This is a genomic window from Thalassovita sp., from assembly GCF_965218685.1.
In the GTDB taxonomy this organism is placed as follows: domain Bacteria; phylum Pseudomonadota; class Alphaproteobacteria; order Rhodobacterales; family Rhodobacteraceae; genus Thalassobius.
Window position 1 is genome coordinate 1,454,535 of the sequence record NZ_OZ244657.1, and the last position, 26,506, is coordinate 1,481,040.

Genomic DNA, 26,506 nt, shown 5'->3' on the forward strand with positions numbered 1-26,506 from the left:
CTTTGATATTCCTGCTCAGAATGCAAAACCGCCCGCGGCATGGCAACCACGGGCGGCTTACGATCAGTTGAATTTCAAGATTACTCGGCGGCAACCTTCTGCGGATCCACCAGGGTCACGATGTCCATCATGATGGTGTTCAGCTCGAAATCCTTGGGCGTATAGACCTTGGCCACGCCCATTCCCAGCAAACGTTGCGCGTCATCGTCGGGGATGATGCCGCCAACGATCACGGGGATATGGCCCAGGCCGGCCTCGCGCATTTGGTTCATCATGTCCTCGACCAGCGGGATGTGGCTGCCCGACAGGATCGACAGGCCAACGACATGCGCATCTTGTTCGCGGGCGGTTTTCACCAGTTCCTCGGGGGTCAGGCGGATGCCGTCATAGGTGATATCCATGCCGCAATCCCGCGCGCGGAAGGCGATCTGCTCGGCCCCGTTCGAGTGGCCGTCCAGCCCCGGTTTACCCACCAGGAACTTCATGCGGCGGCCCAAACGGTCGGAAACTGCATCGACAGCGTTACGGATGTCGTCCAAACCTTCGGTCTTGTTGGACACCGATTTCGACACTCCGGTCGGGCCACGGTATTCGCCATGAACCGCACGCATCTGGGCGGCCCATTCACCGGTGGTGACACCGGCCTTGGCGCACGCGATCGAGGCGGGCATGACGTTTTCGCCCTTTGTCGAGGCTTCGCGCAGCGCGGCCAGCGCAGAATCCACCGCGGCCTGATCACGCTCGGAACGCCATTCATTCAGACGGTTGATCTGTTCGGCCTCAACGGCGGGGTCCACGACCATGATGCCACCGTCCCCGGCGGTCAGGGGGGAAGCTTCGGCCTCGGTCCACTTGTTCACGCCAACCACGATGGTCTCGTTCTTTTCGATCCGGTTCAGGCGATCCGCATTCGATTCCACCAGACGCGACTTCATGTATTCGATCGAGGCAACGGCCCCACCCATCGAATCCAGGTTGGCCAGTTCGTGACGTGCGCCTTCCTTCAGGGCTTCGACCTTGCGATCCACGGCGGGGTTGCCATCGAACAGGTCTTCGTATTCCAGAAGGTCGGTTTCATAGGCCATGATCTGCTGCATCCGCAGCGACCACTGCTGATCCCAAGGGCGCGGCAGGCCCAGGGCTTCGTTCCACGCGGGCAGTTGCACGGCGCGGGCGCGGGCCTTTTTCGACAGGGTCACGGCCAGCATTTCAATCAGGATCCGGTAGACGTTGTTTTCCGGCTGCTGCTCGGTCAGACCCAACGAGTTGACCTGCACACCATAGCGGAAGCGGCGGTATTTCGGGTTTTCGACACCATAGCGGGTTTCCAGAATCTCGTCCCACAGGTCCACGAAGGCGCGCATCTTGCACATCTCGGTGACGAAACGGATGCCTGCGTTCACAAAGAAGGAAATCCGGCCGCACAGGGCAGGGAAATCTTCGGCCGGAACGCGCGGCTTCAATGCGTCCAGAACGGCGATGCCGGTTGCCAGCGCAAAGGCCAGTTCTTGCTCGGGCGTGGCGCCAGCCTCTTGCAGGTGATAGGAACACACGTTCATCGGGTTCCATTTCGGCACGTTTTCATAGCAATACTCGGCAACGTCCGCGATCATCTTCAGCGACGGTTTGGGCGGACAGATATAGGTGCCGCGCGACAGGTATTCCTTGATCAGATCGTTTTGGACGGTGCCCTGCAGTTTAGAGACGTCCGCGCCCTGTTCCTCGGCGACGGCGATGTACAGCGACAAAAGCCAAGGCGCCGTCGCGTTGATCGTCATCGAGGTGTTCATCTGCTCCAGCGGGATCTGGTCGAACAGCGCGCGCATGTCACCCAGATGGCTGACGGGCACACCAACCTTGCCAACCTCGCCGCGGGCCAGCACGTGATCGCTGTCATAGCCGGTTTGCGTGGGCAGATCGAAAGCGACGGACAGGCCGGTTTGACCTTTGGACAGGTTGGTCCGGTACAGCGCGTTCGAGGCTTTGGCGGTCGAATGGCCCGCATAGGTGCGGAACAGCCAGGGGCGGTCTTTCTGGGTCTCGGTCATGGCGGCCTCGTGAATCAGTTTGGGCAATATTCTTGCGTTGGCGTGTTGATACTTGGAATTTTATGCCTCTGTCAATTCGCCGCGTCGCGGCATTCAGGGAATGTTGCGCCGGAATATCGCTGCAGGGCGGCAAAATTCAGTGAAATTGGCAGGCGCGCGCGTGATTTGACCGGAATTCGAGCACCCGTCAGGCTGAACGCATGGGTAGACATAAGTCGCAGACACTTGATTCTATATAGGATGCGGGACGCGTGTTGAGGGTGGGCTAATCCTATGTCCCATCTACATGTTTTTTGCATGTGCAGCAAAATGGCGCGGAACTTTCTGCATCTGCAGGGTCATAAAATTACAAAAATGGAAGAAATGACGTTGCATTGTTTCGTCGTGACCGATATTCCATCCTCAGGAAGCGGCGATTCTGCATCGCGGCAAGAGATTCTAGATGGAGGCTGACATGGCTCTGGACACCGAAACCGGAATTGCACCCTACGACGCACCGGAAAAAGATCTGTATGAAGTTGGCGAGATGCCGCCGCTGGGTTACGTGCCCAAGAAAATGTACGCGTGGGCAATCCGCCGCGAACGTCACGGCGACCCGGATACCTCGTTCCAGAAAGAGGTCGTGGACACCTGGCAGATCGACAGCCACGAAGTGCTGGTTCTGGTGATGGCCGCAGGCGTGAACTATAACGGTGTCTGGGCCGGCAAAGGCGTTCCGATTTCGCCGTTCGACGTGCACGGTCAGGACTATCACATCGCCGGTTCCGATGCCTCGGGCATCGTTTGGGCCGTGGGTGAAAAGGTCAAGAACTGGAAAGTGGGCGACGAGGTCGTGATCCACTGTAACCAGGACGACGGTGACGACGAAGAATGTAACGGTGGCGATCCGATGTTCTCGCCGAGCCAGCGTATCTGGGGCTATGAGACTGGCGACGGTTCGTTCGCTCAGTTCACCCGCGTTCAGGCGCAGCAGCTGATGCCGCGTCCCAAGCACCTGACTTGGGAAGAGGCTGCCTGCTATACCCTGACCCTGGCCACCGCATACCGCATGTTGTTCGGTCACCATCCGCACGAGCTGAAGCCGGGCCAGAACGTTCTGGTTTGGGGCGCGTCGGGCGGTCTGGGTTCCTACGCGATCCAGCTGGCGAACACCGCCGGTGCCAACGCGATCGGTGTGATTTCGGACGAGAGCAAACGCCAGTTCGTGATGGATCAGGGCGCCAAGGGTGTGATCAACCGGAAGGACTTTAACTGCTGGGGCCAACTGCCCACGGTGAACAGCCCCGAATACAACGCATGGCTGAAAGAAGCCCGCAAATTCGGCAAGGCCATCTGGGACATCACCGGTAAAGGTGTCAGCGTCGACATGGTGTTCGAACACCCCGGCGAGGCGACCTTCCCTGTGTCGACACTGGTCGTGAAAAAGGGCGGTATCGTGGTGATCTGTGCCGGCACCTCGGGCTTTAACACCACCTTTGACGTGCGCTACATGTGGATGCACCAGAAACGTCTGCAGGGCTCGCACTTTGCGAACCTGAAGCAGGCCGCATCGGCCAACCGCCTGATGTGCGAGCGTCGCCTGGACCCCTGTATGTCCGAAGTGTTTGCATGGGATGAGATCCCTGCCGCGCACATGAAGATGATGAACAACGAGCACAAGCCGGGCAACATGGCCGTGCTGGTTCAGGCCCCGAAAACCGGCCTGCGCACCGTCGAGGACGTTCTGGAGGCAGGCAAAGCCTAAGCCTTTCAAATCCTGAATTTGCAAGCCGCCGGAGGGAAACCTTCGGCGGTTTTGCCTTTTTCCTGACCTCGCTATTTTTGGGGAGTTGAAATACGTGAATTTCGGCTTGGAATATGCTCGTGCTATGATTGTGTTAACCTTTCATTAACTAAACCCCAAGAGTGTGAAGCATGAAGAACGACTGGATCCTGGATGTTCTCTCGGACCTGAAAAATTTCGCTCAGTCGAACGGTCATGCCTTGCTTGCCGAGCATCTCGCGCAGGCCCGGCTGGTGGCTGCGGTCGAGATGGCATCCGCCGACATGGGGGGCACTCTTGCAATACACGGCGATGAAGCCACGAGTAGAGCAGATACTGGAAGCGTTGGAGCGCGCCTCCAATCTTGAGGATCTGCAATCCGTCCTGGAAAAGTTACGGGATCATTTCAGGGTGGACCATATCGTCTATCACTGGGTGAACTCCGCCGGCGAGCAATACGGCTGTGGCACCTATGATTTGGACTGGGCCGCGCGGTACCAGGAAAAAGACTATCTCCGGATCGACCCCGTGATTCAGGGGTGTTTCCAGCGCTTTCATCCCGTCGACTGGAACGAACTGGATTGGAGCAGCCGCGCCGCCAAGGCTCTACGCGCGGATGCGATTGCGCATGGGGTGGGGAACCAGGGTTTCTCGGTTCCGATCCGCGGGCCAAACGGACAGTTTGCGCTGTTCACCGTTAACCACACCTGTGACGATGTGCTGTGGGCTCGTTTTACCGAGTTGCACCGCAGTGGGCTGATCCTGATCGCTTATCATTGCAATCAGAAGGCATTGGAGTTCGAACCCGGACGGACGCCAGCCCCCGCGCAATCCCTGTCCCCGCGCGAGGTTGACGCGCTGACGCTGCTGGCCTTGGGTCAAAGCCGTGCGCAGGTGGCGGATGCCCTGTCGATTTCCGAGCATACGCTGCGGGTCTATATCGAAAGCGCGCGGTTCAAACTGGGCGCGCTCAACACCACTCACGCGGTTGCGCGGGCCATAAGCCGAGGTCTGATCGTGGTCTGAGTAAGGTTTCATTAACTCCACCGTCCCGTCGAACGGGCGCGCGTTAACCAACATTCCCTAGCGTTCCCTGTATTCACGATGCTCGGAGGCTGGACAATGCTGCGTTACCTTTATGCGGAAGACCTGAACACACATCCCTTACTGCGCGACACCATGTTTCGCGACCGCGCGGACCAATTCAAGACCCGTCTGGGCTGGGAGGTCAGCGTAAACGAACAGGGCGAAGAAAGGGATGCCTATGACGACCTGAACCCGCTGTATGTCATTTGGCAAAATCCTGATGGCACGCATGGTGGCTCGATGCGGTTCTTGCCCACGACGGGGCGATGCATGGTGAACGAACATTTCCTGGACCTGACCGAAGGCGTGCGGATCGAAAGCCCCCTGATTTGGGAATGTACGCGGTTTTGCCTGTCGCGCGGGGCGGCGCCCACGGTGGCCGCAGCGCTGATGCTGGGCGGAGGAGAGATCCTTGAAAAGTTCGGTTTGCGTCACTTCGTGGGGGTGTTTGACGCCCGCATGGTGCGGATTTATCGCCGGATCGGAGCATCGCCGACGGTTCTGGGCACGTCCGGTGCCGGGCGCGATGCGATCAGCGTTGGGTTGTGGGAATTCACAAAAGACGCCAAGGATCGCGTGGCGCAACAGTCAGGGGTGTCTCCGGCGCAGTCTGAAAGCTGGTTCAAACAGGCATTCGGTCCAGGCTTTACCCCGCAATTCGCGATGACCGGCTAAGCGAACGATTGGGTGCTGGCACCTGTCGCTGACAGGCTGTAGGGTCGCGCCATGACGGTGCCAGCTCTTCAATTTTCGCTTGATCAGGCCGAGGCCTTTGACCATATCGCCGAAGCCCTGCGCGGCTTTGGTGTGGATCTGGACGAGGGAATTCTGACCCCTCCAACCGAGGGAAAATCCCGGGTCATTGCAGTGCTGGGCAAGGCCGGATCGGGCAAGACGCTGCTGCTGTCCGAGCTGACCAAGGCGCTGGAAACGGCAGGCGTGGACATCGTCTCGGGTGACTACGAGGGTAAGCGGCGCAAGGATCGCCGGACCCTTGCCATTCTGGCCCCCACGAACAAGGCCGCCAGCGTGCTGCGCAATCGCGGCGTGCCTGCGACCACGATTCACCGCATTCTTTACACTCCCGTCTACGATCCCGAGTACGAAAAGATCGCCGAATGGCTGTCCGGCAATGGTGAACGTCCCGAGATCGAGGGCCTGACCGACGAGGCGCTGGATCGCGCCCTTGCGTTCTTTCAGCAAAACAAATCCATCCCCGGAGCGTTGGCCGCCGCTGGTCTGCGCGGAAGCGATTTCATCACGGGGTGGAAACGGCGGGATGATCCGTTAGACATCGGGTTTATCGACGAAGCATCGATGCTGGATGACAAGCAATTCCAAGACCTTAAAGAGATTTTTCCGACTTTGGTTCTGTTCGGAGATCCCGCCCAGTTGGCGCCTGTCGGCCAATCGGGGCAAATGGTTTTCGACACGCTGCCCTCGGTTGCGAAACAGGAATTGCACCGTATTCACCGACAGGAAGCCGACAATCCTATCCTTGATCTGGCCCATGCTCTGTCTGATCCTGACGTCGGGTTCGAGGATTTCGAACGCATGGTAGAAGAGGCCTCGCGCAAGGATGACCGGGTGGTTTTGGCCCAACGGGTCGAGGTTGACCTGATGGCGCGCAGCCCGGTTCTGGTCTGGCGCAACGCCACGCGCATCCGCCTGATCAACGCTTTTCGCACCGTCTATGGCGCCCCCGAGGACGAACTGCTTGCCGGAGAGCCGCTGATTTGTGACGGGATCGAGCTGCCCCTGAAGCACCGCAAGAAGCGCGTGGATCTTGAAGCTCGCGGGCTGATCAAGGGGGCTCAGGTCATCTATCTGGGCCCCGGTCGTAAGCCGGGGTTTTCGCGGATGCACGTGATGGGCGCCGAAGATCCTCAGGTCAACGTGGCTTCGATCATCAAGATCGAAAAACCCGACGAGGAAGAACCCTTTATTCCCTTCGCTGCTCGCATGGGCGCGGCCTTTTTGCACGGCGCAGCGGTGACGATTCACAAGGCCCAGGGCAGCCAGTGGGAGAACGTCCAGGTCTTTGCCCCGGATCTGTTCGTGGCCGCGCGGATGGGTCGGATCGAGGCTGGGCAGCCACTGTGGAAACGTCTGGCCTATGTCGCAATCACCCGCGCGCAAGAGCGGCTTTACTGGGTGGTGCGCAACCGGCTGGCCAAACCCTCGGGGCCGTTGGTGGTGGACGATCTGCGCGCAGCCCCCGTGGCACCGTTGGTCTTGCATGCACAGGAGCAAAACGAATGAGCCAGAAATCCATTCTGATCACAGGCGCCAGTGCCGGGATAGGCGCTGCATGCGCCCGGACTTTCTTATCCGAGGGATGGCGAGTGGGCCTGTTGGCGCGCCGCGCTGATTCACTGAGCGCCGTGGCTGCGGGCAACCCGAACGCGGTAATCTTGCCGGCTGACGTGACTGATCCCGCTCAGGTCGATGACGCTTTCGACAGCTTTGCGACCCGGGCCGGACGGATGGATGTTCTGTTCAACAACGCAGGTATGTTCGGGCAGGCTGCCCCGATTGATGAGATCACCCTGGAGGACTGGCAACGCGTACGTTCGGTCAATCTGGATGGGATGTTTTTGTGCGCGCGTGCGGCGTTCCGCGTGATGCGGCGCCAGAAACCGATGGGCGGCCGGATCATCAACAACGGGTCGATCAGTGCCCATACCCCGCGCGAGGGGTCGGTCACCTATACGACCACGAAACACGCGATCACGGGGCTGACAAAGACGTTGAGCCTGGATGGTCGCCCATTTGACATCGCCTGCGGGCAGATCGATATCGGCAACGCCCGCACCGAGTTGCTGGAGGGGATTATCGCGCAAAACCCCGACAATCCTCCGCCCTCGATGGATGTGCAGGACGTGGCGCACGCGGTGCTTCAGATGGCTCAGCTGGGCCCCGAAGCGAACGTGCAGTTCATGACCCTCATGGCAACGAAAATGCCTTATATCGGGCGAGGTTAACCCTGCCGGATCAGTTGGAACACCGCCGAGGCGCCCCAGCCCGCGATCACAGCCAGCGCAAGGGACAGCAACCCATAAAGCAGGGCCTGTTCCTGGGCGAGGTTGAACAGGAACCGTTCCAGTCCGACCTTTTGCACCTCGATCGTGGTCTCGAAGGACGAGATTACCTGGCCCTCGCGCGCCAGGAAAATCCGGGTGGAATAGTCGCCCTCGGTCAGGTTTGAAGGCAGGGCAATGGACGCACGGAACAGCGTCTGCTGATCCACCTGAACCGCGCCCTCAAGGTTTTGGTACACCCCTTTGTCGCGCTGAACCCGCAACAGGGCCTTGGTGAATTCACCCGCATTTTCGCTCATGCCTGGGGTCACGATTGCGTGGATGGACCGCTCGACCGAGATGTTGTGGCGTTGGTCTTCCTCGGCGTTCAAGACGTTTTCGAAGGGCGCGCTGGTGGCAACCGCATAGAAGCTGGGAACCCAACCGACGTTGACCGACGCGGCATTCACCCAGATACCAAATTTCCGCTCTTTTTTGCGGACGGTGACGGTGCTGGCGGGGCCGGCGATGGCTATGACTACATCGAGCGGTGTTTCGGGGATCGCGGTTTCACGTTTGACCGCGCCAAAGATCAGGATGTCCGAGCCGTCAAAGCGCGCGGTAATGGCAACGCGGTCCTGGCTGAGGCCCAGAACAACCTCTTCTTCCGAGGCCCACAGCAGGGTCGGCAGCAGCAACAAAACGGCCAGAATGCGCAACATCATGAGCCCGTCCTCGCCGCGATCGAGTAGAGCTCAGAGGGTTCCAGCAGCAGCTCCAGCGCGATCTTGGCACAAACCGAGATAACGAGCAGGGCCAGCAGGACGCGCAGCTGCTCGGCTTTCAGGCGCACGCCGATACGGGTGCCGATCTGGGCGCCGATGACGCCACCAACCAGCAGGAACAGGGCCAGAGGCAGGTCAACTGTGTGGTTCGTGATCGCGTGCAGCAACGTGGTAAAGGCCGCCACGAAAATGATCTGGAACAACGAGGTTCCAACGACCACTTTGGTTGGCATTCCAAGGATATAGATCATGGCGGGCACCATGATGAACCCGCCGCCAACGCCCATTACGGCGGCCAGCATCCCGACACTGAACCCCACCAGAACAGGCGGTATGACCGAGATATAAAGACCCGAGGTGCGGAACCGCATCTTCAGAGGCGCCGTATGCACCCAGTTCCGGTTGCGTTTCTTGATGACTACGCCACCGGCCTTGCGGGCGCGCTGGATGGCGCGAAGGCTTTCAACCAGCATCAGGCTGCCGATGATGCCCAAAAAGACCACATAGCAAAGGCGCACCAATAGATCGACCTGACCTTGGGCCTTGAGATAGTTGAACACCGCCACGCCGACGGCGGATCCGGCCAGGCCTCCGCCCAGCAGCACCCAACCCATGCGCATGTCCACATTCTTGCGTTTCAGATGCGCAAGCAGGCCAGATACGGACGATGCAACGATCTGATTAGCCGAGGTCGCGACCGCCACTGCAGGGGGAATTCCGACAAAGAACAGCAGGGGTGTGATCAGGAAACCGCCGCCCACGCCAAAGATGCCGGACAGCACACCAACAATTCCGCCCAGTCCAAGCAGCAGAAAAGCATTCACCGATATCTCGGCAATGGGCAGATAGATTTGCATGGCTTTACCTATAGCGCGGGCCAGTGACTTGGCAAGCGTTCAGGCCGGGCAAATTCCTCATCGTAAAGCGAAAAATCGCGCCGCCCATATCCGTATCGCTTTAGCCCATAACAAGGGCGCTCTAACGTTCCTTGATATAGGGCTGTCCGCCCGCGCGTGGTGGAATTGCCTTGCCAACAAAACCAGCCAGAATCACCACGGTCAGTACATAGGGCATCACGTCCATGACCTGCACGGGGATGGTGATCGGCCCCAGCTCGATGTTCTGATAGCGCAGGGCGACGGCTTGCAGCAGACCGAACAGCGTGGTGGCCATCAGGGCGTACCACGGTCTCCACTTGGCAAAGATCAACGCCGCCAGAGCGATATACCCCCGGCCTGCCGTCATGTTCTGCACAAAGCCCGCCTGCAGCGCAGTGGCCAGATAGGCCCCCGCGATACCACAAAGCAGCCCGCATATCGCAACGGCGGCAAAACGCATCCCGATGACGGAAACGCCAGCGGTGTCCACGGCGGCGGGGTTTTCCCCCACGGCCCTCAGCCGCAGACCAAAGCGCGTGCGATACAGCACCCACCAACTCAGCGGCACGCAGGCCAGCGCAAGGTAAACAAGGAACGTGTGCCCCGAGATCAGCTCGGAATAAAGCGGGCCAAGGATGGGCACGCTTTGCAAAGTGTCGGCAAGGGGCAGGGTGATCGGCTCGAACCGGCCATCCCCCATCAGGGATGGCGTGCGCCCCCCCTGCTTGAACCAGTCCTGGGCGATCACCACGGTCATGCCCGCAGCAAGGAAATTGATCGCAACGCCAGAAATCAGTTGGTCCCCCCGAAAGGTAATCGAGGCCAGCGCGTGCAGCATTGCCAGCACCATCGAAGCTCCGATCCCTGCCAGCAGTCCCAGCCAGACATTGCCGGTGACATAGGCCACCGCGGCCGAGAAGAAGGCCGCCGCTAGCATCTTGCCTTCAAGGCCGATGTCGAAAATGCCAGCGCGTTCGCTGAACAGGCCGGCCAGACAGGCCAGCAGCAGGGGTGTGGCAAGGCGGATGCCCGAGTCCAGCACCTGTAGTATCGTCAGATAATCCATGCGCTTACCCCTCTTTGCGCTGCAGGGTCAGGAACAGCCGCTCCAGCGGCATCCGCACCATGTTGTCCAGCGCGCCGGTGAACAGGATGACCAGCGCCTGAATCACCACGATCATCTCGCGCGGGATCGAGGTCCACAGCGCCAGCTCGGCTCCGCCCTGATACAGGAACCCAAACAGGATCGCCGCCAACAGCACCCCGAACGGATGGTTCCGCCCCATCAGCGCCACAGCAATACCGATAAAGCCCGCGCCCTCGGTTGCGTTCAGGATCAACCGCTCGCTTTCGCCCATCGTGGCGTTGACGGACATCAGCCCCGCCAGCGCCCCCGAGATCAGCATCGCCACAACGGTGATTTTCGTGGCCGAGATCCCGGCATAGCGGGCCCCACGCTCGGACTTGCCGAAGGTGCGGATCTGGTTGCCCAGCGGTGTGCGCCAGATCAGAACCCAGACCAGCGCACAAGCGGCCAGCGCGATCAACAGGCTGACATTCGCCGGACCCGCCTTGGAAAATTTAATGCCCAGCGGCAGCAGCAGCTCGTGCAGGGTGGGCAGATGCACTGCCTCGGGAAAGCGGGCGCTGGCCGGGTCCATCGCGCCCTGGGGGCGCATCACGTTAACCAACGCATAGTTCAGCACGGCTGCGGCGATAAAGTTGAACATGATCGTAGTGATCACGATATGGCTGCCGCGTTTTGCCTGCAGATAGGCCGGGATTGATGCCCAGAATGCCCCGAAAACCGCCGCTCCAAGCGAAGCGGCCAGAATAGCCACCGTCCAATGCGGCCACGGCACATAGAGGCAGACAATCGCCACGCCCAGCCCACCCAGCATGGCCTGCCCCTCGCCGCCGATGTTGAACAGCCCGGCGTGAAAGGCGACCATCACCGCCAGCCCGGTGAAGATGAAGTTCGTCGCGTAATACAGCGTGTAGCCCCACCCATAGGTCGACCCCACGGCCCCCTGCACCATGATCTTCACGGCGGCCACGGGGTCTTCGCCAATGGCCAGGATTATCAGCGCCGAAAGCGCCGCCGCCAGCAGCAACGAGATCAGCGGGATCAGGGCCACATCGGCCCATTTTGGCATCTTCTCCATCAGGCGGCCTTTCCGTTCATGCCAGCCATCAGCAGGCCCAGCTCGCCCGCGTCGGTTTGATCGGGCATGCGTTCGCCCATGATCCGGCCGTCAAACATCACCACGATGCGGTCAGACAGGCTGAGGATCTCGTCCAGCTCGACCGAGACCAACAGGATCGCTGCCCCCTGATCGCGCAGGGCAATGATCTGCTTGTGAATGAACTCGATCGCGCCGATATCCACGCCGCGGGTGGGCTGGCCGACCAGCAACAGGGACGGGGCGCGCTCGATCTCGCGGGCGACCACGATCTTTTGCTGGTTGCCACCGCTGAAGTTCTTGGCCGCCAGCCAGGGATCTTGCGGGCGCACGTCGAACTTGTCCATCTTGGCGGCGGTATCAGCGCGCAGCGCCGCGTTATCCATCAGCAGACCGCGATTGTAGGCCGGATCATTGTGATAGCCTAAGGCCACGTTTTCCCAGGCATGAAAATCCATGATCAAGCCTTCGTGCTGACGGTCTTCAGGGACATGAGCGATACCCGCTGCGCGCCGTGCCTGCCCATCCGATCCGGGGCCCTTCAGGGGAATTTCTTTTCCGTTCAAAGTGATGTGGCCAGTGCCGGGGCGCATGCCGCCCAGAACCTCCAGCAATTCGGACTGGCCGTTGCCCGCGACGCCCGCGATACCAAGGATTTCGCCCGCGCGGATGTCGAGCGAGACATCCTTGAGCCGCTGCACGCCCTTGCTGTCGGTCACGTTCAGCCCCTGCACGTCCAGCACCACCTGACCGGGCTTTGCCGGCAGTTTGTCCACGCGCAGCAGTACCTTGCGGCCGACCATCAGCTCGGCCAGTTCTTCGGGGCTGGTGTCCGAGGTCTTTACCGTCGCCGTCATCTCGCCCTGCCGCATCACGCTGACCGTGTCGGTGATGCCCATAATCTCGCGCAGTTTATGTGTGATCAGCAGGATGGTTTTTCCCTCGGCGCGCAAGCGGTCAAGGATGCGGTACAACTGGTCCGCCTCGGCCGGGGTCAGCACGCCGGTAGGTTCGTCCAGGATCAGGATATCGGCCTGCCGGTACAGCGCCTTCAGAATCTCGACGCGCTGCTGCATCCCCACGCCAATATCCTGGATCAGTGCGTCGGGATCGACTTCCAGCTCGTATTCCTTGGCCAGCCTCTGCAGCTCTTTGCGCGCCTTGGCCAGCGAGGGACGCAGCAGGCGGCCCTCTTCAGCGCCCAGAATGACGTTTTCCAGTACCGAGAAATTCTCGACCAGTTTGAAATGTTGGAACACCATGCCGATGCCCGCGGCAATCGCGGCCTGGCTGTCGGGGATCTGGGCCTTTTGGCCCTGAATGAAAATCTCGCCCTTATCGGCCTTGTAGAAACCATAGAGGATCGACATCAGCGTGGATTTGCCGGCGCCGTTCTCGCCGATGATGCCGTGGATCGTGCCCGGCATCACCCGGATCGAGATGTCCTTGTTCGCCTGCACAGGCCCGAAAGCCTTGGAAATGCCGCGCAGCTCGATCGCCGGTACCGTCATGCGGACGTTCCCATGCCGGCAAAGCCGATCAGTCGCGTCAGTTTTCCTGCGGCGTCATGCTCGATAAAGTATTGACCAAGCTGCTTATTTCCGTCGGGCATGGCGAACTCAACGCTGGCTCGGGTACAGGCGCCCGTGCGGGATTGATGCACCGCTTGGGCCGTCGCACCGGGCATGGCTTGGGTGTACATCGCCACATATCCGATCAGCTCTTCGGGGTCCGAGGTTGGTTCAGGCATGCGCGGATCCTGATAGGAAAACGACGCCGCCAGGGCGTTGCGCAGGGCATCGGCGCGGGTATCTGCATCGGGCTCGCCCCATGCTGCGAAAAAGTTTTCAACAAAATCAGTCATCGGGTCGTCCATCATAAAGAGGGCCGCGCAGGTCATTCGGCGCGGCCCAGTGGTTCAACGGTCTGGTGACTTAGAAGTCCAGAACCGGGCAGCTGTCATTGGCATAGTAGCTGGTCACGACGATCTCGCCATCAATGATTTTCTGGCGGGCGCCATCTACTGCGGCCTTCATGTCGTCGCTGATCAGTGCCGCGTTGTTGTCATCCAGTGCATAGCCCACGCCCTCTTCGGCAAGGCCCATGTTGAAGACGCCGGTTTCCAGGTCCACGCCAGCCTTCATCGCGTCATAGACGGCCACGTCCACGCGTTTCAGCATCGAGGTCAGCACCTTGCCCGGATGCAAGTGGTTCTGGTTGCTGTCCACACCGATGGACAGGACACCCTCGTCGGCAGCGGTTTGCAGGACACCCACGCCGGTGCCACCCGCCGCAGCATAGATCACGTCAGCGCCTTGGCTGATCTGCGCCTTGGTCAGTTCAGAGCCCTTTACCGGGTCATTCCACGCGGCAGGGGTGGTGCCGGTCATGTTGGCGACAATCTTGGCATCAGGCTTTACGGCCAGCGCACCTTGGGCATAGCCGCAGGCAAAGTGACGGATCAGCGGGATATCCATTCCCCCGATAAAGCCCACGGTATCGGATTTCGAGGCCATCGCCGCCAGCATCCCCACAAGGTACGAACCTTCGTGTTCAGCAAAGCCGATCTGGCGGATGTTCGGCACATCCAGCCAGGTCACGTCAACGGCGACGAACTTGGTGTCAGGATAGTCCGGCGCCACGGCGGACAGCGGATCGGCCATTGCAAAACCCATGGTGATGATGGGGTTGGCGCCTGCCTCGGCAAAGCGGCGCAGAGCTTGTTCGCGCTGTGCTTCGGTTTGCAGTTCGATATCGCGGAAGGTACCGCCGGTTTCCTCGGCCCAGCGGGTGGCGCCGTTAAAAGCAGCCTCGTTGAAGGACTTGTCGAATTTGCCGCCCAGATCGAAGATCAAAGCCGGGTCGGCGAGCGCCGCACCAGCGCTTAGACCCAAGGCTGCAGTGGCGCCCAGAAATTTGGTCATCATGGTCATCAATACTCTCCCACAGTGTTTTGCCAGGGTCGCGGATGCCGGACCCTTTCTTGTGCAGACATTTGTACTGAGGGAAATGTGGCCCCGTCTTGACCAAACGGTCAACCGGAATCTTGGCCGTGACGGGCTTGGGCAGGGGCTGGCGCGGGTTAACCCAACGGCAATGCGCGGGACATGATCAGCGCGTCGACATGCGCTCCGTCGGTCATGTGATAATAGCCGGGGCGGCGGCCGTCCTGCGCATAGCCCGCCCCTTGGTACAAAGCGATCGCAGGGGCATTGTCAGCGGCAACCTCCAGAAAGGCGCGCCGGGCGCCGCGGGTTTGCGCGCAATGGTGAAATGCAGTCAGAAGTTTGCGGCCCAGACCTTGCCGCTGATGGTTCGGATCGGTGACCAGGGTCAGCAGCTCGGCCTCGTCCACGATCACGCGACCCAAGGCAAAGGCGTGGTCGTCATGGACCAGAAACACACTTGGCGCGTCCAAAAGCGAGGCAAACTCAGGCGCGTTCCAGGGCCGCTGACGGCTGAACGCACGGCCGTGCAGCGCAGCCAGATCCTCAGGCGTCATCCAGGATCACCGGGGGCGCATCGCGGGCCGGAGCGGCATCCGCAGGTTTGACATAAAGCGGCGCGGGGGCAGGTTGTTCGGTGCCAAAGCGGCCCAGTGCCACCTGCCCGATTGCCCGCGCCAAGTCCGCCGGGGCAGGGGGCATCGCATGGGGCAACTGCTCCAGCGCGTCCAGATCGATCAAGGCGGGGTCGGGGCGAGCGACATATGCTTTGCCGCGCGGGCCGGGGACAGCCGGGATCAGGTCGGGGTGTTCGGCGTGGATGGCGTCAAACGTACTGACGCCGATGGCCGGGATATCCAGCCCCAGCGCCAGACCTCGAGCGGCTGAAACCGAGATGCGGATGCCAGTGAAGTTGCCAGGCCCGATGCCGACGCCAATCGCATCCAGATCAGCCCAGGAATGGCCGGTTTCGGCCAGTAATTCTTCAAGCAGTGGGATCAGGCGTTCGGCTTGACCGCGGCCCATTTCCTCGGCTGTTGCGGCCAGAACGGCGGGGCCGCACAGCAAAGCGGCCGCGCAATGCGCGGCCGATGTGTCAAACGCCAGAAGAACCGGGTCAGACGGCAACGGGGCGTACCTCGGTCACTTCGGGGATGTAGTGGCGCAGCAGGTTCTCGATGCCCATTTTCAGCGTCAGGGTCGAGGACGGGCAGCCCGCGCAGGCGCCTTGCATATGCAGGTAGACAACGCCGCGCTCAAAGCCGTGAAAGGTGATGTCGCCACCATCCTGAGCCACGGCCGGACGCACGCGCGTGTCCAGCAACTCTTTGATTTGGCCAACGATTTCACCGTCTGGGCCGTCGTGCTCAGCGTGGCCGCCAGCAGCGGTTCCTTCGCCTGCCATGACCGGCTGACCGGACTGGAAATGCTCCATGATGGCGCCCAAGATCGCGGGTTTGATGTGGTCCCATTCAACCGTTTCCGATTTGGTCACGGTCACGAAGTCAGTCCCGAAGAACACGCCCGAAACGCCCTCGACCGCGAAAATGCGCTGTGCCAGGGGGGATTTGTCTGCGGCATCGGCCGAAGGGAAATCAGCCGTTCCGGCCTCTAGCACGGACTGGCCGGGCAGGAATTTCAGCGTTGCGGGGTTCGGGGTCGACTCGGTTTGAATGAACATCTGCTACGTACCTTATGTGGCTCCCTTTGGATATGCGCCCGGGGAGGGGCAGAGTCAAGGTTTGGAATGGTTCTAAAGAGGCTTACTGGTCTGTCTGCGGCAACGGAGGAATTGAAAAGCTGAGGCTGTTGGCCGCGATCGGTGCGGCCGAGCGGCCGATGCCGCCGCCGGTATCGGATCCGACGCGTGGGGCGCTGCCGCCTGTGCCCGGCTGACTGCGCGAGATGCCTCCTCCGGTGCCCGGTTCGGAACGCGCGATGCCGCTGCCGCCGCCTGTTGCGGGTTTGACAGGCTCGGTGGGGCGGGCGGCATCGGGCTGCTCCAGCAGGCGCGCCAACGGGCTGTAATCCGACAGGCCCAGGCCAATGCCCCAGCCCGCAAAATTGATCGAGGCCGCAACAAGCGCGCCACGCTCTTTCTGCCAGGGTTCATATTGCACCAGAACGGTGACGATCGCCTGTGATTTGGAATATTCCGAGCGTAAATAAACTGTTTTGCCGCTTTTCAGAACGCCCGAGGTCACCAGCCGCTGGTCATTGTATTTCTGGTACAGCTCTTGCTTTGTGCCCTTGTGGTTCTCGATCAGCCATTCATGCATCTCGACCGTCTTGTCTTTGTCATTGTCGATCAGGCGGATCTTCAGGCTGTTGTCAGGCGATTGCAGCGTGAACAGCTCCGAACTGGTGTCCCGTTCAAGGATCGCCATGGGCGCCAAAAAGGTGGCGCGCTTGGGGAAATCGTTCACGCCTTGCCAGAAATCGGTTTGGATAAGTTGCTGTGTGCGCCGCACCAACGGCGCCAGGTCACGATAACGCAGCTGCCCCGAGGTCCGGCCGGACATGAACTTGTCCAGCGCCGCCTGGCTGCCGCGGCCAAAGTCACCGTCGATCAGGCCGACATACAGCCCCTCAAGCGTCAGTCCGGTTTGCAGGAAACGCGCTTCGTCATCGCTCAGCCAGTCCGGATTGAACGGGTCATCCAGGGTTTGTGCGGAAACCGAAGTGACGAAAAGAACCAGGGCGGACACAAAGGCAATAAGGGATGACAGCATGGGGTCTCCTTGGCTTAGGTGATGGCTTCCAGCCGGTCCTTGGACAGGTCACCGGGGACGACGGTGATGGGAACGGGCAGGGCGCCAGCGCTGCGTGACAATTGACTGACCAAGGGGCCGGGGCCCTTGCGATCCGTGCCTGCGCCCAGAACCAAAACGCCAATCTCGGGGTCTGCCTTGATCTGAGCCAGGATTTCGGTGACGGCTTCGCCTTCACGGATCACCAGTTCGGGGTCGATATTCTGGCGGTCGCGCATCCACTTGGCGAAGACCTCGTAATGCACAGTGATGCGCTCGCGGGCCTCCTCGCGCATGATGTCCGAAACACCGATCCAGTGGTTGAACTCTTCTGGGGGGATCACCGACAGAATCTGTACGCCGCCGCCCGATTTCGCCGCACGCATGGCGGCAAACCGCATCGCGTTCAGGCATTCGCGGCTGTCATCCAGGATCACAAGAAATTTGCGCATCGACCATTCTCCTTGCCGGGATCATGACCCAAGCCGCGCAGCGAGGCAATACATCCAGTGACCTTGCGCTAGTCGCACATGGCGGCAGCCGAGATGCCGAAGTCCTTGTAACGCAGCCAGAAAGCCTCGTGGTTCGAGTTATCTGACTGACGGATCTCTTGCGCTTTGTGCGGTTCGTTAAAAAACTTGGCCGCCAAGCGTTGGTCCGAGCGTGTCAGGGTCTGGTTAGCGACCTGTTGGATGCAGTTGCACAGCCTCCCCGAAGCCGCCTGGCGTCCGGCCTCGATACAAGCGCGCTCGATCGGACCTGCATACGCGGGGGTGCTCAGAAAGCTGCAGGCTATGGCAAGCCCGGCTAAAATACGTGTCATGGATACCGCCCCGATGAGCCCCGGCCCGGATTTTCCGTTGTACGCGGGGGATGTTTGCCTGAGGCGCAGTATGCCGAAGCCAGTTGGGATTTTCAACGCGTCTATCCTCGTCCCCGTCGCCGTTTCACCCCGCCCCGTTGGCCGGGCCGACCCGCGGTGGATCGTCCGGAATTGGCACCCGATGCCTCGACGGCGGCCTCGACCGCGGTTTGGCGGGCCAGCGGGTCGTCCGCGATGGCCAGATCCACGGCCTCAAGCCGCTTGATCTCGTCGCGCAGGCGGGCAGCCTCTTCGAATTCCAGGTTCTCGGCGGCCTTGCGCATTTCGCCACGCAGCCCGTCCAGATGGGCCTCCAGATTGGCACCGTGCATCGGTTTGTCGATCTTGGCGGTGACGCGGGACTGATCCGTATCGCCCTGATAAAGCCCGGCCAGAATATCCTCGACGTTCTTTTTCACTGTCTCGGGTGTGATCCCGTGTTCTTCGTTATAGGCGATCTGTTTGGCGCGGCGTCGGTCGGTTTCGCCCATCGCCCGCTCCATCGAGCCGGTAATGCGGTCGGCATACATGATCACGCGGCCTTCGGCGTTTCGGGCGGCGCGGCCAATGGTCTGAATAAGCGAGGTTTCCGAGCGCAAGAACCCCTCTTTGTCCGCGTCCAGAATGGCAACCAACCCGCATTCGGGGATGTCCAGACCCTCGCGCAGCAGGTTGATGCCGATCAGCACATCGAAGGCCCCCAGCCGCAGGTCACGCAGGATTTCAATGCGCTCGATCGTGTCGATGTCCGAGTGCATATAGCGGACCTTGATCCCCTGTTCGTGCAGGTATTCGGTCAGATCCTCGGCCATGCGCTTGGTCAGAGTGGTCACCAGTGTGCGGAAACCATCAGCCGTGACGCGGCGGATTTCATCCATCACGTCATCGACCTGTGTCTCGACCGGGCGGATTTCCACCATCGGGTCCAACAGGCCCGTCGGGCGGATCACCTGTTCTGTGAATACGCCCCCCGTTTGCTCCAGCTCCCACGCGGCAGGGGTGGCGCTGACGAACACCGATTGCGGGCGCATCGCGTCCCATTCCTCGAACTTCAGCGGGCGGTTGTCCATGCAAGACGGCAGACGGAACCCATGTTCGGCCAGCGTGAATTTGCGCCGATAGTCACCTTTGTACATGGCGCCGATCTGCGGAACGCTGACATGAGATTCATCTGCGAAAACAATGGCATGGTCGGGGATAAATTCGAACAGGGTGGGCGGCGGTTCACCGGGCGCGCGACCTGTCAGATAGCGTGAATAGTTCTCGATCCCGTTGCAGACGCCGGTGGCCTCCAGCATTTCAAGGTCAAAGTTGCAGCGCTGTTCCAGCCTCTGCGCCTCAAGCAGTTTGCCTTCGTTCACCAGTTGGTCCAGACGCTGGCGCAGCTCTTTCTTGATGCCCAGTATGGCCTGCTGCATCGTCGGCTTCGGCGTCACGTAATGCGAGTTTGCGTAGACCCGGATATGTTCGAAATCGTCGGTTTTCTGCCCGGTCAGAGGATCGAATTCGGTGATCGCCTCCAGCTCTTCACCAAAAAACGACAGGCGCCAGGCGCGGTCTTCAAGGTGGGCGGGCCAGATCTCTAGGACATCGCCCCGCACGCGGAAGCTGCCGCGCTGAAAGCCCTGGTCATTACGGCGGTATTGTTGCGCGACCAGATCGGCGATGACGGCGCGCTGGTCGTATTCCTCGCCCGCCTTCAGATCCTGCGTCATCGCCCCGTAGGTTTCGACCGAGCCGATACCATAGATGCAGCTGACCGACGCAACGATGATCACATCGTCCCGCTCCAGCAGCGCCCGCGTGGCCGAGTGGCGCATACGGTCGATCTGCTCGTTGATCTGGCTTTCCTTCTCGATATAGGTGTCCGAGCGGGCCACATAGGCTTCGGGCTGGTAGTAGTCATAGTAGCTGACGAAATATTCGACCGCATTGTCGGGGAAGAAGCCCTTGAACTCGCCATACAGCTGCGCGGCCAGGGTCTTGTTCGGGGCCAGAATGATGGCCGGGCGCTGGGTCTGTTCGATCACCTTGGCCATGGTAAAGGTCTTGCCGGTGCCCGTCGCGCCCAGCAGAACCTGATCCTGTTCTCCGTCCAGAACGCCGGTGGCCAGTTCCTTGATCGCGGTGGGCTGATCTCCGGCTGGTTCAAATTCCGAGTTCATCACGAACTTTTTGCCGCCTTCCAGCTTGGGGCGCGATTTCACCTCGGGGGCAGGGGCGTGCATCATCGGTGGGGCAGAATCGGAATGTGCGTAGGGCATGAGAATCTCCGGCAGGTGTCCCAGATTTGATCTGTTTTTGTTCTACTTCAAGGCCTGTTCGGGCTGCACAGGCCACCAAACTGCATCGCGGAACAAGGCAATCGGTTCTGTTTGCTATGCGGAATAGCCATAAAAAGAAAAAATTGGTCAAAAATGCTATCCAGTTTGAAATATATGAACAAAAACTGTGACAATTTTGAAATTTCATGAGGGTGTATGCTTGCGAATACATACAAATGAAAGTTATCAATCAAAGGAGCAAGCAGCAGACTTGGCCGCCATCGGGTCCGCGTTCACCCACCCCTCGCTCCCTGCGGGCCAAATGGCGGCCAACGTCCTTCTTTCCCGGGCAAATTGCGAGGGATTCGGACGGTCTGCTCTTGCCGTCTTCTTCATTTTCGCCGATATACTGCCTTGCAAAGAGGAGTCATGACATGCGTGCGCGTATCTACCAACCGGCTAAAACCGCGATGTCCTCGGGGACGGCGAAAACCAAGGACTGGGTGCTGGAATTTGCCCCTTCCTCGGCGCGTGAAGTGGACCCGCTGATGGGCTGGACCTCCAGCTCGGATACGCAATCGCAGGTGAAGATGAAATTCTCCAGCAAAGAAGCCGCGTTGGACTATGCCAAGGAACATGGCATCGAGGCCACCGTGACCGAGCCCAAGACCCGCAAGCCCAACATCAGGGCCGGTGGTTATGGCGAGAACTTTGCCACAAATCGGCGCGGTCCCTGGACCCACTGATTGCTGTTTCCCCGCTGGCGCATCAAGGTGCGCCCGTGGGATTGCGGGCCGTTAGCTCAGCTGGATTAGAGCAGGGAACTTCTAATTCTCAGGTCGGGGGTTCGAGTCCTCCACGGCTCGCCACCCTTTCCCTTAATAGTCTTTTTCGATGAACACCCCGATCCCGGTCTCGCCGTCCGAGGTCAGCCGCCCGCGCGCGGTGACCGAGCGGTTGATGTTCAGGTTCAGGTTGATCTGAGAGTTGCCCTCGGTGTCAGCGGTGACCTCAGAGTAGATGTTCTCGCTGATATACTTACCCGCGCGTGCCTGGGTCGCGCCGGTTTCCGTGGTGGTGACGTCCAGATCATCCAGAGCCAGCCCACGCCGCAGTTTGCCGCTGATGCCATCGCCGCCCTTGCCGGCCAACGTCCGAACGGCCGCTGCCAGACGCACCGCCTGCAGCGGAGAGATCGTGCTGAGGTCTTTACCGAACAGCAGCAGGGCCAGCACCTCGTCCTGCGGCAGGCTGGGCGAGGATTCAAAGCTTAGATTGGGGGCGCTGGCCTGACCTTCGATCACGATCGTGGCTGTTGTGCCATCGGCGTCGGTTTCGGCGGCGAAACGGATGAATGGGTCAAAAGCGCCCTGCAGCTGGACCAGCCCTTCGGTCAGCAAGAACCGTTTGCCAAGGATGTCCAGACGGCCGCGCAGCAGGTCAAAGCGCCCTTCGGGGATTACATTCGCGGTATTGCCCTTCAGCGCCAATGCGCCGCCCAGCTCGGCATCCAGCCCGCGCCCGCGCACGAAAATCCGGTCGGGGGCAAGCACGCTAAGGTCCAGGGCAAAGGCCCCGGTGGCGCTGCTTTGTGCGCTGTCCGATTGCAGCAGGCCAGCATAGCCGCGCGTGCGCTGCACCGCCGCTGGGATGTTCACGTGGCGAAGACCCGGAAGGTCCGCCTGTTCCGCCCCCGAAGGGTTGGGCACCCGCAACTCGGTCGGGCCAAGCTGCAGTTGCCCCGAGATACGCGCACCGCCCGTCAGCCCTCCGGTGATCTGCAGCGGCCCGCTGACCGAGGTCTGATAGAGCGTGGGATCGGTCAGAATGATCTGTGTCAGCTGCATCCCCAGCGCGGCGTTATATGGCGGTGTCAGTTGCACGGGGCCACTGATGCCAAGCCTGCCGCCGGAAACCGCCTGTGCGTCGATCGCCAGCTGCGCGGCGCCACCGCTCAGGTTGACCGAAGCGTCAATATCTTCCAGCGCCAGGCGTTGATCCGGCAAGGCCAGTCGCGCCTTTTGCGCCGTTACTTGTCCGCTTACGGCCTCAAGGCTTGGCCGACCCGAAAGTGTCAGATCATAGCGCACCATCCCCGACAGGGTCATCGGCCGGATAAAGCCGTTAACCAGCGCCAGGGGGGCCGTTCCGGTTGCTGTCACGTCCGCAGTGCTGACGTCTTCGGCGATCTGGCCGGCCGCCCTAAGGTTCGCGCCGCCAGGTCCATCAACCGCCGCATCAACAGCCCAGTCAGAGCCGGTCTGCGTGGCCTTCAGCTGCAGCTGGGCCGGACCCGGCAGCTCGGGCAGGCCAAGGGACAGATCAGCGATGTTCAGCGTCAGGTCTGCGCGGCCCTTCCCGTCGCCAATAATGCCCTGACCGTCCAGCTGAAGCGCGGGATTGGACAGCTTGACCCAAAGCTCGGACCCGCTTTCGTTGCGGATGATCCGGGATGTCAGAAGCGTGCGGCCCCGCAAGAACGGGTCCAAACGTGGAAATGCCAGATCCAGCTCGGTGGTCTCACCCGAAACCTCAAGATCCACCGCACCCGAGACAGGCCGCAGTGCTCCTTTGACCCCCAGCCGGCCCGCGCCGGCAAGGGCGCGCTGGGCAAGGCCCGAGAACGGCGCCAGATCGTTCACCTGGGTTTGCAGATCCAGCTGAATGTCCAGTTCGGTTTGTTGGGCGACCGGCATGATGCTGACATCGCCGGACGCATCGAAATGCTGGGTCTGAAGCGCCAGATCGGACAAGCGGAAAGGGGTCCCCTTAGACCACTGGATATTGGTTCGCGCGGTCACCGTCTGGCCCACTGCGCGTGCCTGCGCCGGATCAGACAGGCTCAGCCCCGTCAGAGTGGTTCGAAACGCGCCCTGCAGGGTCTGCTGGGCAAAGGTGCCCGTTGCCACCATTTCGGCCTGATCCAGATTCAGCCCATCGCGTTGCAACTCGCTCAGATTGGCGCTGAGAGACCAGTCGTCGCCCGCTTCAGCGTCATAGTTTGCGCGTAGGCGCGCCGAGCGGATCAGGCTGCGCGGGCCGGTCAGTGGCAGCAGGACGGGTGTTCCGTCCTCGGCCTCGATCCGGGCGCTTAGATTGATCTGCATGGGCTGGCCGTCGGCGCTGATCTGGGCGGTTCCTGAGGCGGTCATCGCCCGTGCACGCAGATCAAACTGGTTGATCAAGATCGTACCCGTTTGGTTACGCGTGCCTGCAAACGCCAATTGCGGCCGGGGGCCAAAGAATGCGCCGTAATCCGCGGGCAATAGCGCCGATATATCGCCTGTAAGCTGGGCCGCGAACCGGGTCTGTTCGGGCTGTTCGGGGTCAGTGCTTAGGGTCACCTTGCCGCTCACGCGGGTCTGTTGCTCTGAGCTGAGCGTGATGTCGGCCCGGAAGTCCTGAAGCGGGCCGACCCCCTTGATCTGCGCCATCAGTGGCGGCGCGTCAGGAATGCCCAGGGCCGAGGCAATAAGGCCGTCCTGCGGCTCGATCAGGGACAGGTCCAGGGCAAGGTTCTGCGTGTCGCGGGCATAGCTGGCGACGAATGTGATCTGGCCCGTGCTGTCCCCCTGGCGCAGGACGGACAGCTGGACCGAACCTGACCCATCCGCCAAGCGGGCAGATCCCGCGATATTCAGGTCAGCCGCTTGTCCCAGAATTTCCGGCCCCAGAACCACTTGGGGCACAGAAAATTTTGCCACCCGCACTGATACCGGCAGGTCCGGCAGCTGTAATGGGGTGGCCTGCGCGCTGGGCAGGCTGGGCGCGGGGGCGGGTTTGCGCGGCATCCGCAACTGCTTGGCCGAAAGCTCGGTCACATCCAGGGCCCCCGACAGCAGCGCCGCGCGGTTCCAGTTCAGTGTTACCCCTGTCAGGGTCAGCCAGATCCCATCGTCATCCGCGATCGTCAGTTTTTCGATTGTCGCCGAGGAACTGAGCGCGCCTTGGAACCCTTCAATCTGCACATCACGGCCAGCGCCGGACAGGGCGTCCTCAAGCATACCTTCAAGAAAACCGCGATCTTCCGAGGTTGTCTGTGCGTGCAGGCTCAGCGGCAGAAGCAAACATATGGCAAGGAACAGACGTTTCATCAAAAAGCCTGCCCGATCCCGATATAGAATTGCACGCCATCGCCTGTGCTGCCCGAGATCGGCGCGGCGATATCCAGCCGGATGGGTCCGACCGTGGTGTCATAGCGCAGCCCCAGCCCCGCCCCCGAATGCCACGCGCCGCTGCCGTCATACAGGCTTTCGGTGCCGACATAACCCGCATCGGCAAAGCCCACGACGCTGATCAGGGGGGTCACCTTGGTGCGCAGCTCGGCCGACAGACCAAGGAAACTGCGTCCGCCGATGGCGTCTCCACCGCCCAGATCAACGTTCAGTGACTGATAAGGATGGCCGCGGACGGTGCCGCCCCCGCCCGAATAGAACAGGAAATCCGGGGCGGTTTCGGACAGGGCCGACCCCATGACCGAGCCAAGCTGCAAACGTCCGGCCGCCACCAGCCGATCGCCCAGCCCACGATAAAGCCGCGCGTCCAGCGTTGATTGCAGGCCCGATGCCTCGCCGTCCAGACCCATGAACGGAGTCAGTTTGGTGCTGAGGTAATGCCCGCTTGTCGGGTCCAGCAGGTCGTCGCGATGATCCCAGCGCAGTGTGAACGGCGTGCTGAACAGGGTGAACGTCCGGTCGCCAAAAGCATCGCGCGTGTCCGCATAGCTAAAAGCCAGCTCAAGCTCACCTTCCAAGTGATCGGTAAAGCCGCGCGCGGCCCCTATGGCAAGGGTGCCCTGATCGGCGCGATAGGTCTTTTCCTCCAGGCTTTCCAGCTCCAGATAGGCATAAAGCTTGGTGTCCGCGCCAAAACTGGCGGGCCGTTCGAACCGCGTTCCCAGCGCGTAATCCAACCCGCCGGTGGTGCCAAAGATCCCCGAGATTTCGCCGTCCACGGTTAGCCTTTCGGCCCCGCCCAGAATGTTGCGATGCAGCCAATAGCCGGACAGTGTGATGCCCTCGTAGTTGGATACTTCTGCCCCCAACCCATAGCGGCGCGGCTTTTCGTCCACCACCTGAGCCGTAATGTCCATGGTGTCGCCGGGGCCCAGACGGTCAGCTTCGGTCAGGCTGACCGATCGGAAGGCGCCCGTGCGCCGCAGCCGGTTGGCCGCTTTTTCCAGATCCCTGGGGCTGAAAGTTTCCCCCTCGGGTAGCCCTGCAATGCGGGCGATCCGCCGGGTGCTGACCTTGCTTTCGCCCTTGATCTGTAACTGCCCGAAGGTGACCTTCGGCCCCGGAGCGATCGTGACCCTGGCGTCCAGACGCCGGGCCCTGTGATCAGCCAGCAAGTGCTGGTGCTTTGGCTGCGCCTTGGCATACCCGACCAGCCGCCAGGCATCCACGGCGGTTTCGACCGCCTCCAGAACCAGGGTCGAGCGGGCAGCTTCGCCGGGACGGAACCCTTCTGGCAAGGTCGCATCGGCGGGCAGAGGGGTCACCTCGGCGGTACCAAATTTGAAGCGCTGGCCGGGATCGACGCTGACGGTAATAACATTGATCTTTCGCGGCACCTGCAAGGGCGGGATCGCCGCGGCCTCTTGCCCGTCCAACCGGATCGAGATCACCCCGGAATAATACCCCTCGGCATAGAGCGTTTCGAGCAGGCGCTGATAATCGGCCTGCGCTGTCGAAAACAGGTCTTGCGGATCTTCGACCCCTTCGTCCTGCGCTAACCGCAGCAACGAAGCCGCGCGCAACGTACGCTCAAGCGTTTTGTCTTGCGCACCGCTTAGGCTGATCGTCAGCGTCTCCAGCGCGGCGGCCGGAAAGGCGAACAGCCAGGCAGCTGTGCCAATAAGAATAAGCGGGCGGGTTAGCAAAACGGGGCCTCGGCGGGCAAAGAGTGTTCAAGCACAGGATAA

The 26,506-nt window shown here is 61.0% G+C and carries 23 protein-coding genes and 1 tRNA gene; 7 read left to right on the forward strand and 17 right to left on the reverse strand.

The genetic code is table 11. The features are described from left to right. Positions 1-80 precede the first annotated feature (80 nt). Complete coding sequence (locus ACOQOQ_RS07415) at positions 81-2,048, reverse strand: methylmalonyl-CoA mutase family protein (RefSeq protein ID WP_420569500.1); 1,968 nt, start codon at positions 2,046-2,048, stop codon at positions 81-83. 454 nt (positions 2,049-2,502) lie between these two features. Between ACOQOQ_RS07415 and ccrA the strand changes: the two genes are divergently transcribed. From ccrA to ACOQOQ_RS07440, 5 genes are all read left to right on the forward strand, one after another. After that, positions 2,503-3,792 (forward strand): crotonyl-CoA carboxylase/reductase, encoded by a 1,290-nt coding sequence (ccrA, locus tag ACOQOQ_RS07420; protein WP_420569501.1) that lies wholly within the window; start codon positions 2,503-2,505, stop codon positions 3,790-3,792. A gap of 330 nt (positions 3,793-4,122) precedes the next feature. Beyond that, on the forward strand, positions 4,123-4,836 hold the full coding sequence (locus tag ACOQOQ_RS07425; protein WP_420569502.1) for a helix-turn-helix transcriptional regulator: 714 nt from the start codon (positions 4,123-4,125) through the stop codon (positions 4,834-4,836). Between the two features lie 96 nt (positions 4,837-4,932). Beyond that, positions 4,933-5,571 carry an acyl-homoserine-lactone synthase gene (locus ACOQOQ_RS07430; protein ID WP_420569503.1) on the forward strand — a complete coding sequence of 213 codons (639 nt, stop codon included), beginning with the start codon at positions 4,933-4,935 and terminating at the stop codon, positions 5,569-5,571. 51 nt (positions 5,572-5,622) lie between these two features. Further along, a complete protein-coding gene (locus ACOQOQ_RS07435; protein WP_420569504.1) occupies positions 5,623-7,158 on the forward strand; it encodes an ATP-dependent DNA helicase in 1,536 nt (511 codons plus the stop codon). After that, entirely contained in the window at positions 7,155-7,880 is a 726-nt protein-coding gene (locus ACOQOQ_RS07440; protein WP_420569505.1) for an SDR family oxidoreductase, read from the forward strand. The genes ACOQOQ_RS07435 and ACOQOQ_RS07440 overlap by 4 nt, the downstream gene beginning before the upstream one ends. Here ACOQOQ_RS07440 and ACOQOQ_RS07445 read toward each other — a convergent pair. The 14 genes from ACOQOQ_RS07445 to uvrB form a co-directional block, all read right to left on the reverse strand. Then, positions 7,877-8,641, reverse strand: coding sequence for a TIGR02186 family protein (locus ACOQOQ_RS07445; RefSeq protein ID WP_420569506.1), 765 nt, complete (start codon positions 8,639-8,641; stop codon positions 7,877-7,879). The genes ACOQOQ_RS07440 and ACOQOQ_RS07445 overlap by 4 nt on opposite strands. After that, positions 8,638-9,558 carry a sulfite exporter TauE/SafE family protein gene (locus tag ACOQOQ_RS07450; protein ID WP_420569507.1) on the reverse strand — a complete coding sequence of 307 codons (921 nt, stop codon included), beginning with the start codon at positions 9,556-9,558 and terminating at the stop codon, positions 8,638-8,640. The genes ACOQOQ_RS07445 and ACOQOQ_RS07450 overlap by 4 nt, the downstream gene beginning before the upstream one ends. 121 nt (positions 9,559-9,679) lie before the next feature. Further along, positions 9,680-10,645 carry an ABC transporter permease gene (locus ACOQOQ_RS07455; RefSeq protein ID WP_420569508.1) on the reverse strand — a complete coding sequence of 322 codons (966 nt, stop codon included), beginning with the start codon at positions 10,643-10,645 and terminating at the stop codon, positions 9,680-9,682. Between the two features lie 4 nt (positions 10,646-10,649). After that, positions 10,650-11,744, reverse strand: a complete 1,095-nt coding sequence (locus ACOQOQ_RS07460) for an ABC transporter permease (RefSeq protein ID WP_420569509.1) — start codon at positions 11,742-11,744, stop codon at positions 10,650-10,652. Then, a complete protein-coding gene (locus ACOQOQ_RS07465) occupies positions 11,744-13,273 on the reverse strand; it encodes an ABC transporter ATP-binding protein (protein WP_420569510.1) in 1,530 nt (509 codons plus the stop codon). The genes ACOQOQ_RS07460 and ACOQOQ_RS07465 overlap by 1 nt, the downstream gene beginning before the upstream one ends. Next, positions 13,270-13,626, reverse strand: coding sequence for a molecular chaperone GroEL (locus ACOQOQ_RS07470; protein WP_420569511.1), 357 nt, complete (start codon positions 13,624-13,626; stop codon positions 13,270-13,272). Before ACOQOQ_RS07470 ends, ACOQOQ_RS07465 begins: the two co-directional genes overlap by 4 nt. A gap of 70 nt (positions 13,627-13,696) precedes the next feature. Continuing rightward, entirely contained in the window at positions 13,697-14,695 is a 999-nt protein-coding gene (locus tag ACOQOQ_RS07475) for a BMP family lipoprotein (RefSeq protein ID WP_420569512.1), read from the reverse strand. A 149-nt stretch (positions 14,696-14,844) separates the two neighbouring features. Further along, positions 14,845-15,264 carry a GNAT family N-acetyltransferase gene (locus ACOQOQ_RS07480; protein ID WP_420569513.1) on the reverse strand — a complete coding sequence of 140 codons (420 nt, stop codon included), beginning with the start codon at positions 15,262-15,264 and terminating at the stop codon, positions 14,845-14,847. Further along, the gene (tsaB, locus tag ACOQOQ_RS07485; protein ID WP_420569514.1) at positions 15,254-15,835 is read right to left on the reverse strand and encodes a tRNA (adenosine(37)-N6)-threonylcarbamoyltransferase complex dimerization subunit type 1 TsaB; all 582 of its coding nucleotides are present in this window, start codon (positions 15,833-15,835) and stop codon (positions 15,254-15,256) included. The genes ACOQOQ_RS07480 and tsaB overlap by 11 nt, the downstream gene beginning before the upstream one ends. Beyond that, on the reverse strand, positions 15,825-16,388 hold the full coding sequence (locus ACOQOQ_RS07490; RefSeq protein ID WP_420569515.1) for a NifU family protein: 564 nt from the start codon (positions 16,386-16,388) through the stop codon (positions 15,825-15,827). Before ACOQOQ_RS07490 ends, tsaB begins: the two co-directional genes overlap by 11 nt. Positions 16,389-16,470: 82 nt before the next feature. Further along, a complete protein-coding gene (locus ACOQOQ_RS07495) occupies positions 16,471-17,439 on the reverse strand; it encodes a hypothetical protein (protein WP_420569516.1) in 969 nt (322 codons plus the stop codon). 14 nt (positions 17,440-17,453) lie between these two features. After that, entirely contained in the window at positions 17,454-17,909 is a 456-nt protein-coding gene (locus ACOQOQ_RS07500) for a universal stress protein (RefSeq protein ID WP_420569517.1), read from the reverse strand. A 68-nt stretch (positions 17,910-17,977) separates the two neighbouring features. Then, complete coding sequence (locus tag ACOQOQ_RS07505; protein WP_420569518.1) at positions 17,978-18,280, reverse strand: hypothetical protein; 303 nt, start codon at positions 18,278-18,280, stop codon at positions 17,978-17,980. Between the two features lie 101 nt (positions 18,281-18,381). Beyond that, positions 18,382-20,583, reverse strand: a complete 2,202-nt coding sequence (uvrB, locus tag ACOQOQ_RS07510; RefSeq protein WP_420569519.1) for an excinuclease ABC subunit UvrB — start codon at positions 20,581-20,583, stop codon at positions 18,382-18,384. Between the two features lie 434 nt (positions 20,584-21,017). Between uvrB and ACOQOQ_RS07515 the strand changes: the two genes are divergently transcribed. Further along, on the forward strand, positions 21,018-21,329 hold the full coding sequence (locus ACOQOQ_RS07515; protein WP_420569520.1) for an ETC complex I subunit: 312 nt from the start codon (positions 21,018-21,020) through the stop codon (positions 21,327-21,329). A 45-nt stretch (positions 21,330-21,374) separates the two neighbouring features. After that, positions 21,375-21,452: transfer RNA gene (locus tag ACOQOQ_RS07520), tRNA-Arg, on the forward strand. 9 nt (positions 21,453-21,461) lie between these two features. Here ACOQOQ_RS07520 and ACOQOQ_RS07525 read toward each other — a convergent pair. After that, the gene (locus ACOQOQ_RS07525) at positions 21,462-24,677 is read right to left on the reverse strand and encodes a translocation/assembly module TamB domain-containing protein (protein WP_420569521.1); all 3,216 of its coding nucleotides are present in this window, start codon (positions 24,675-24,677) and stop codon (positions 21,462-21,464) included. Continuing rightward, entirely contained in the window at positions 24,677-26,464 is a 1,788-nt protein-coding gene (locus ACOQOQ_RS07530) for an autotransporter assembly complex protein TamA (protein ID WP_420569522.1), read from the reverse strand. Before ACOQOQ_RS07530 ends, ACOQOQ_RS07525 begins: the two co-directional genes overlap by 1 nt. Between the last annotated feature and the right edge of the window lie 42 nt (positions 26,465-26,506).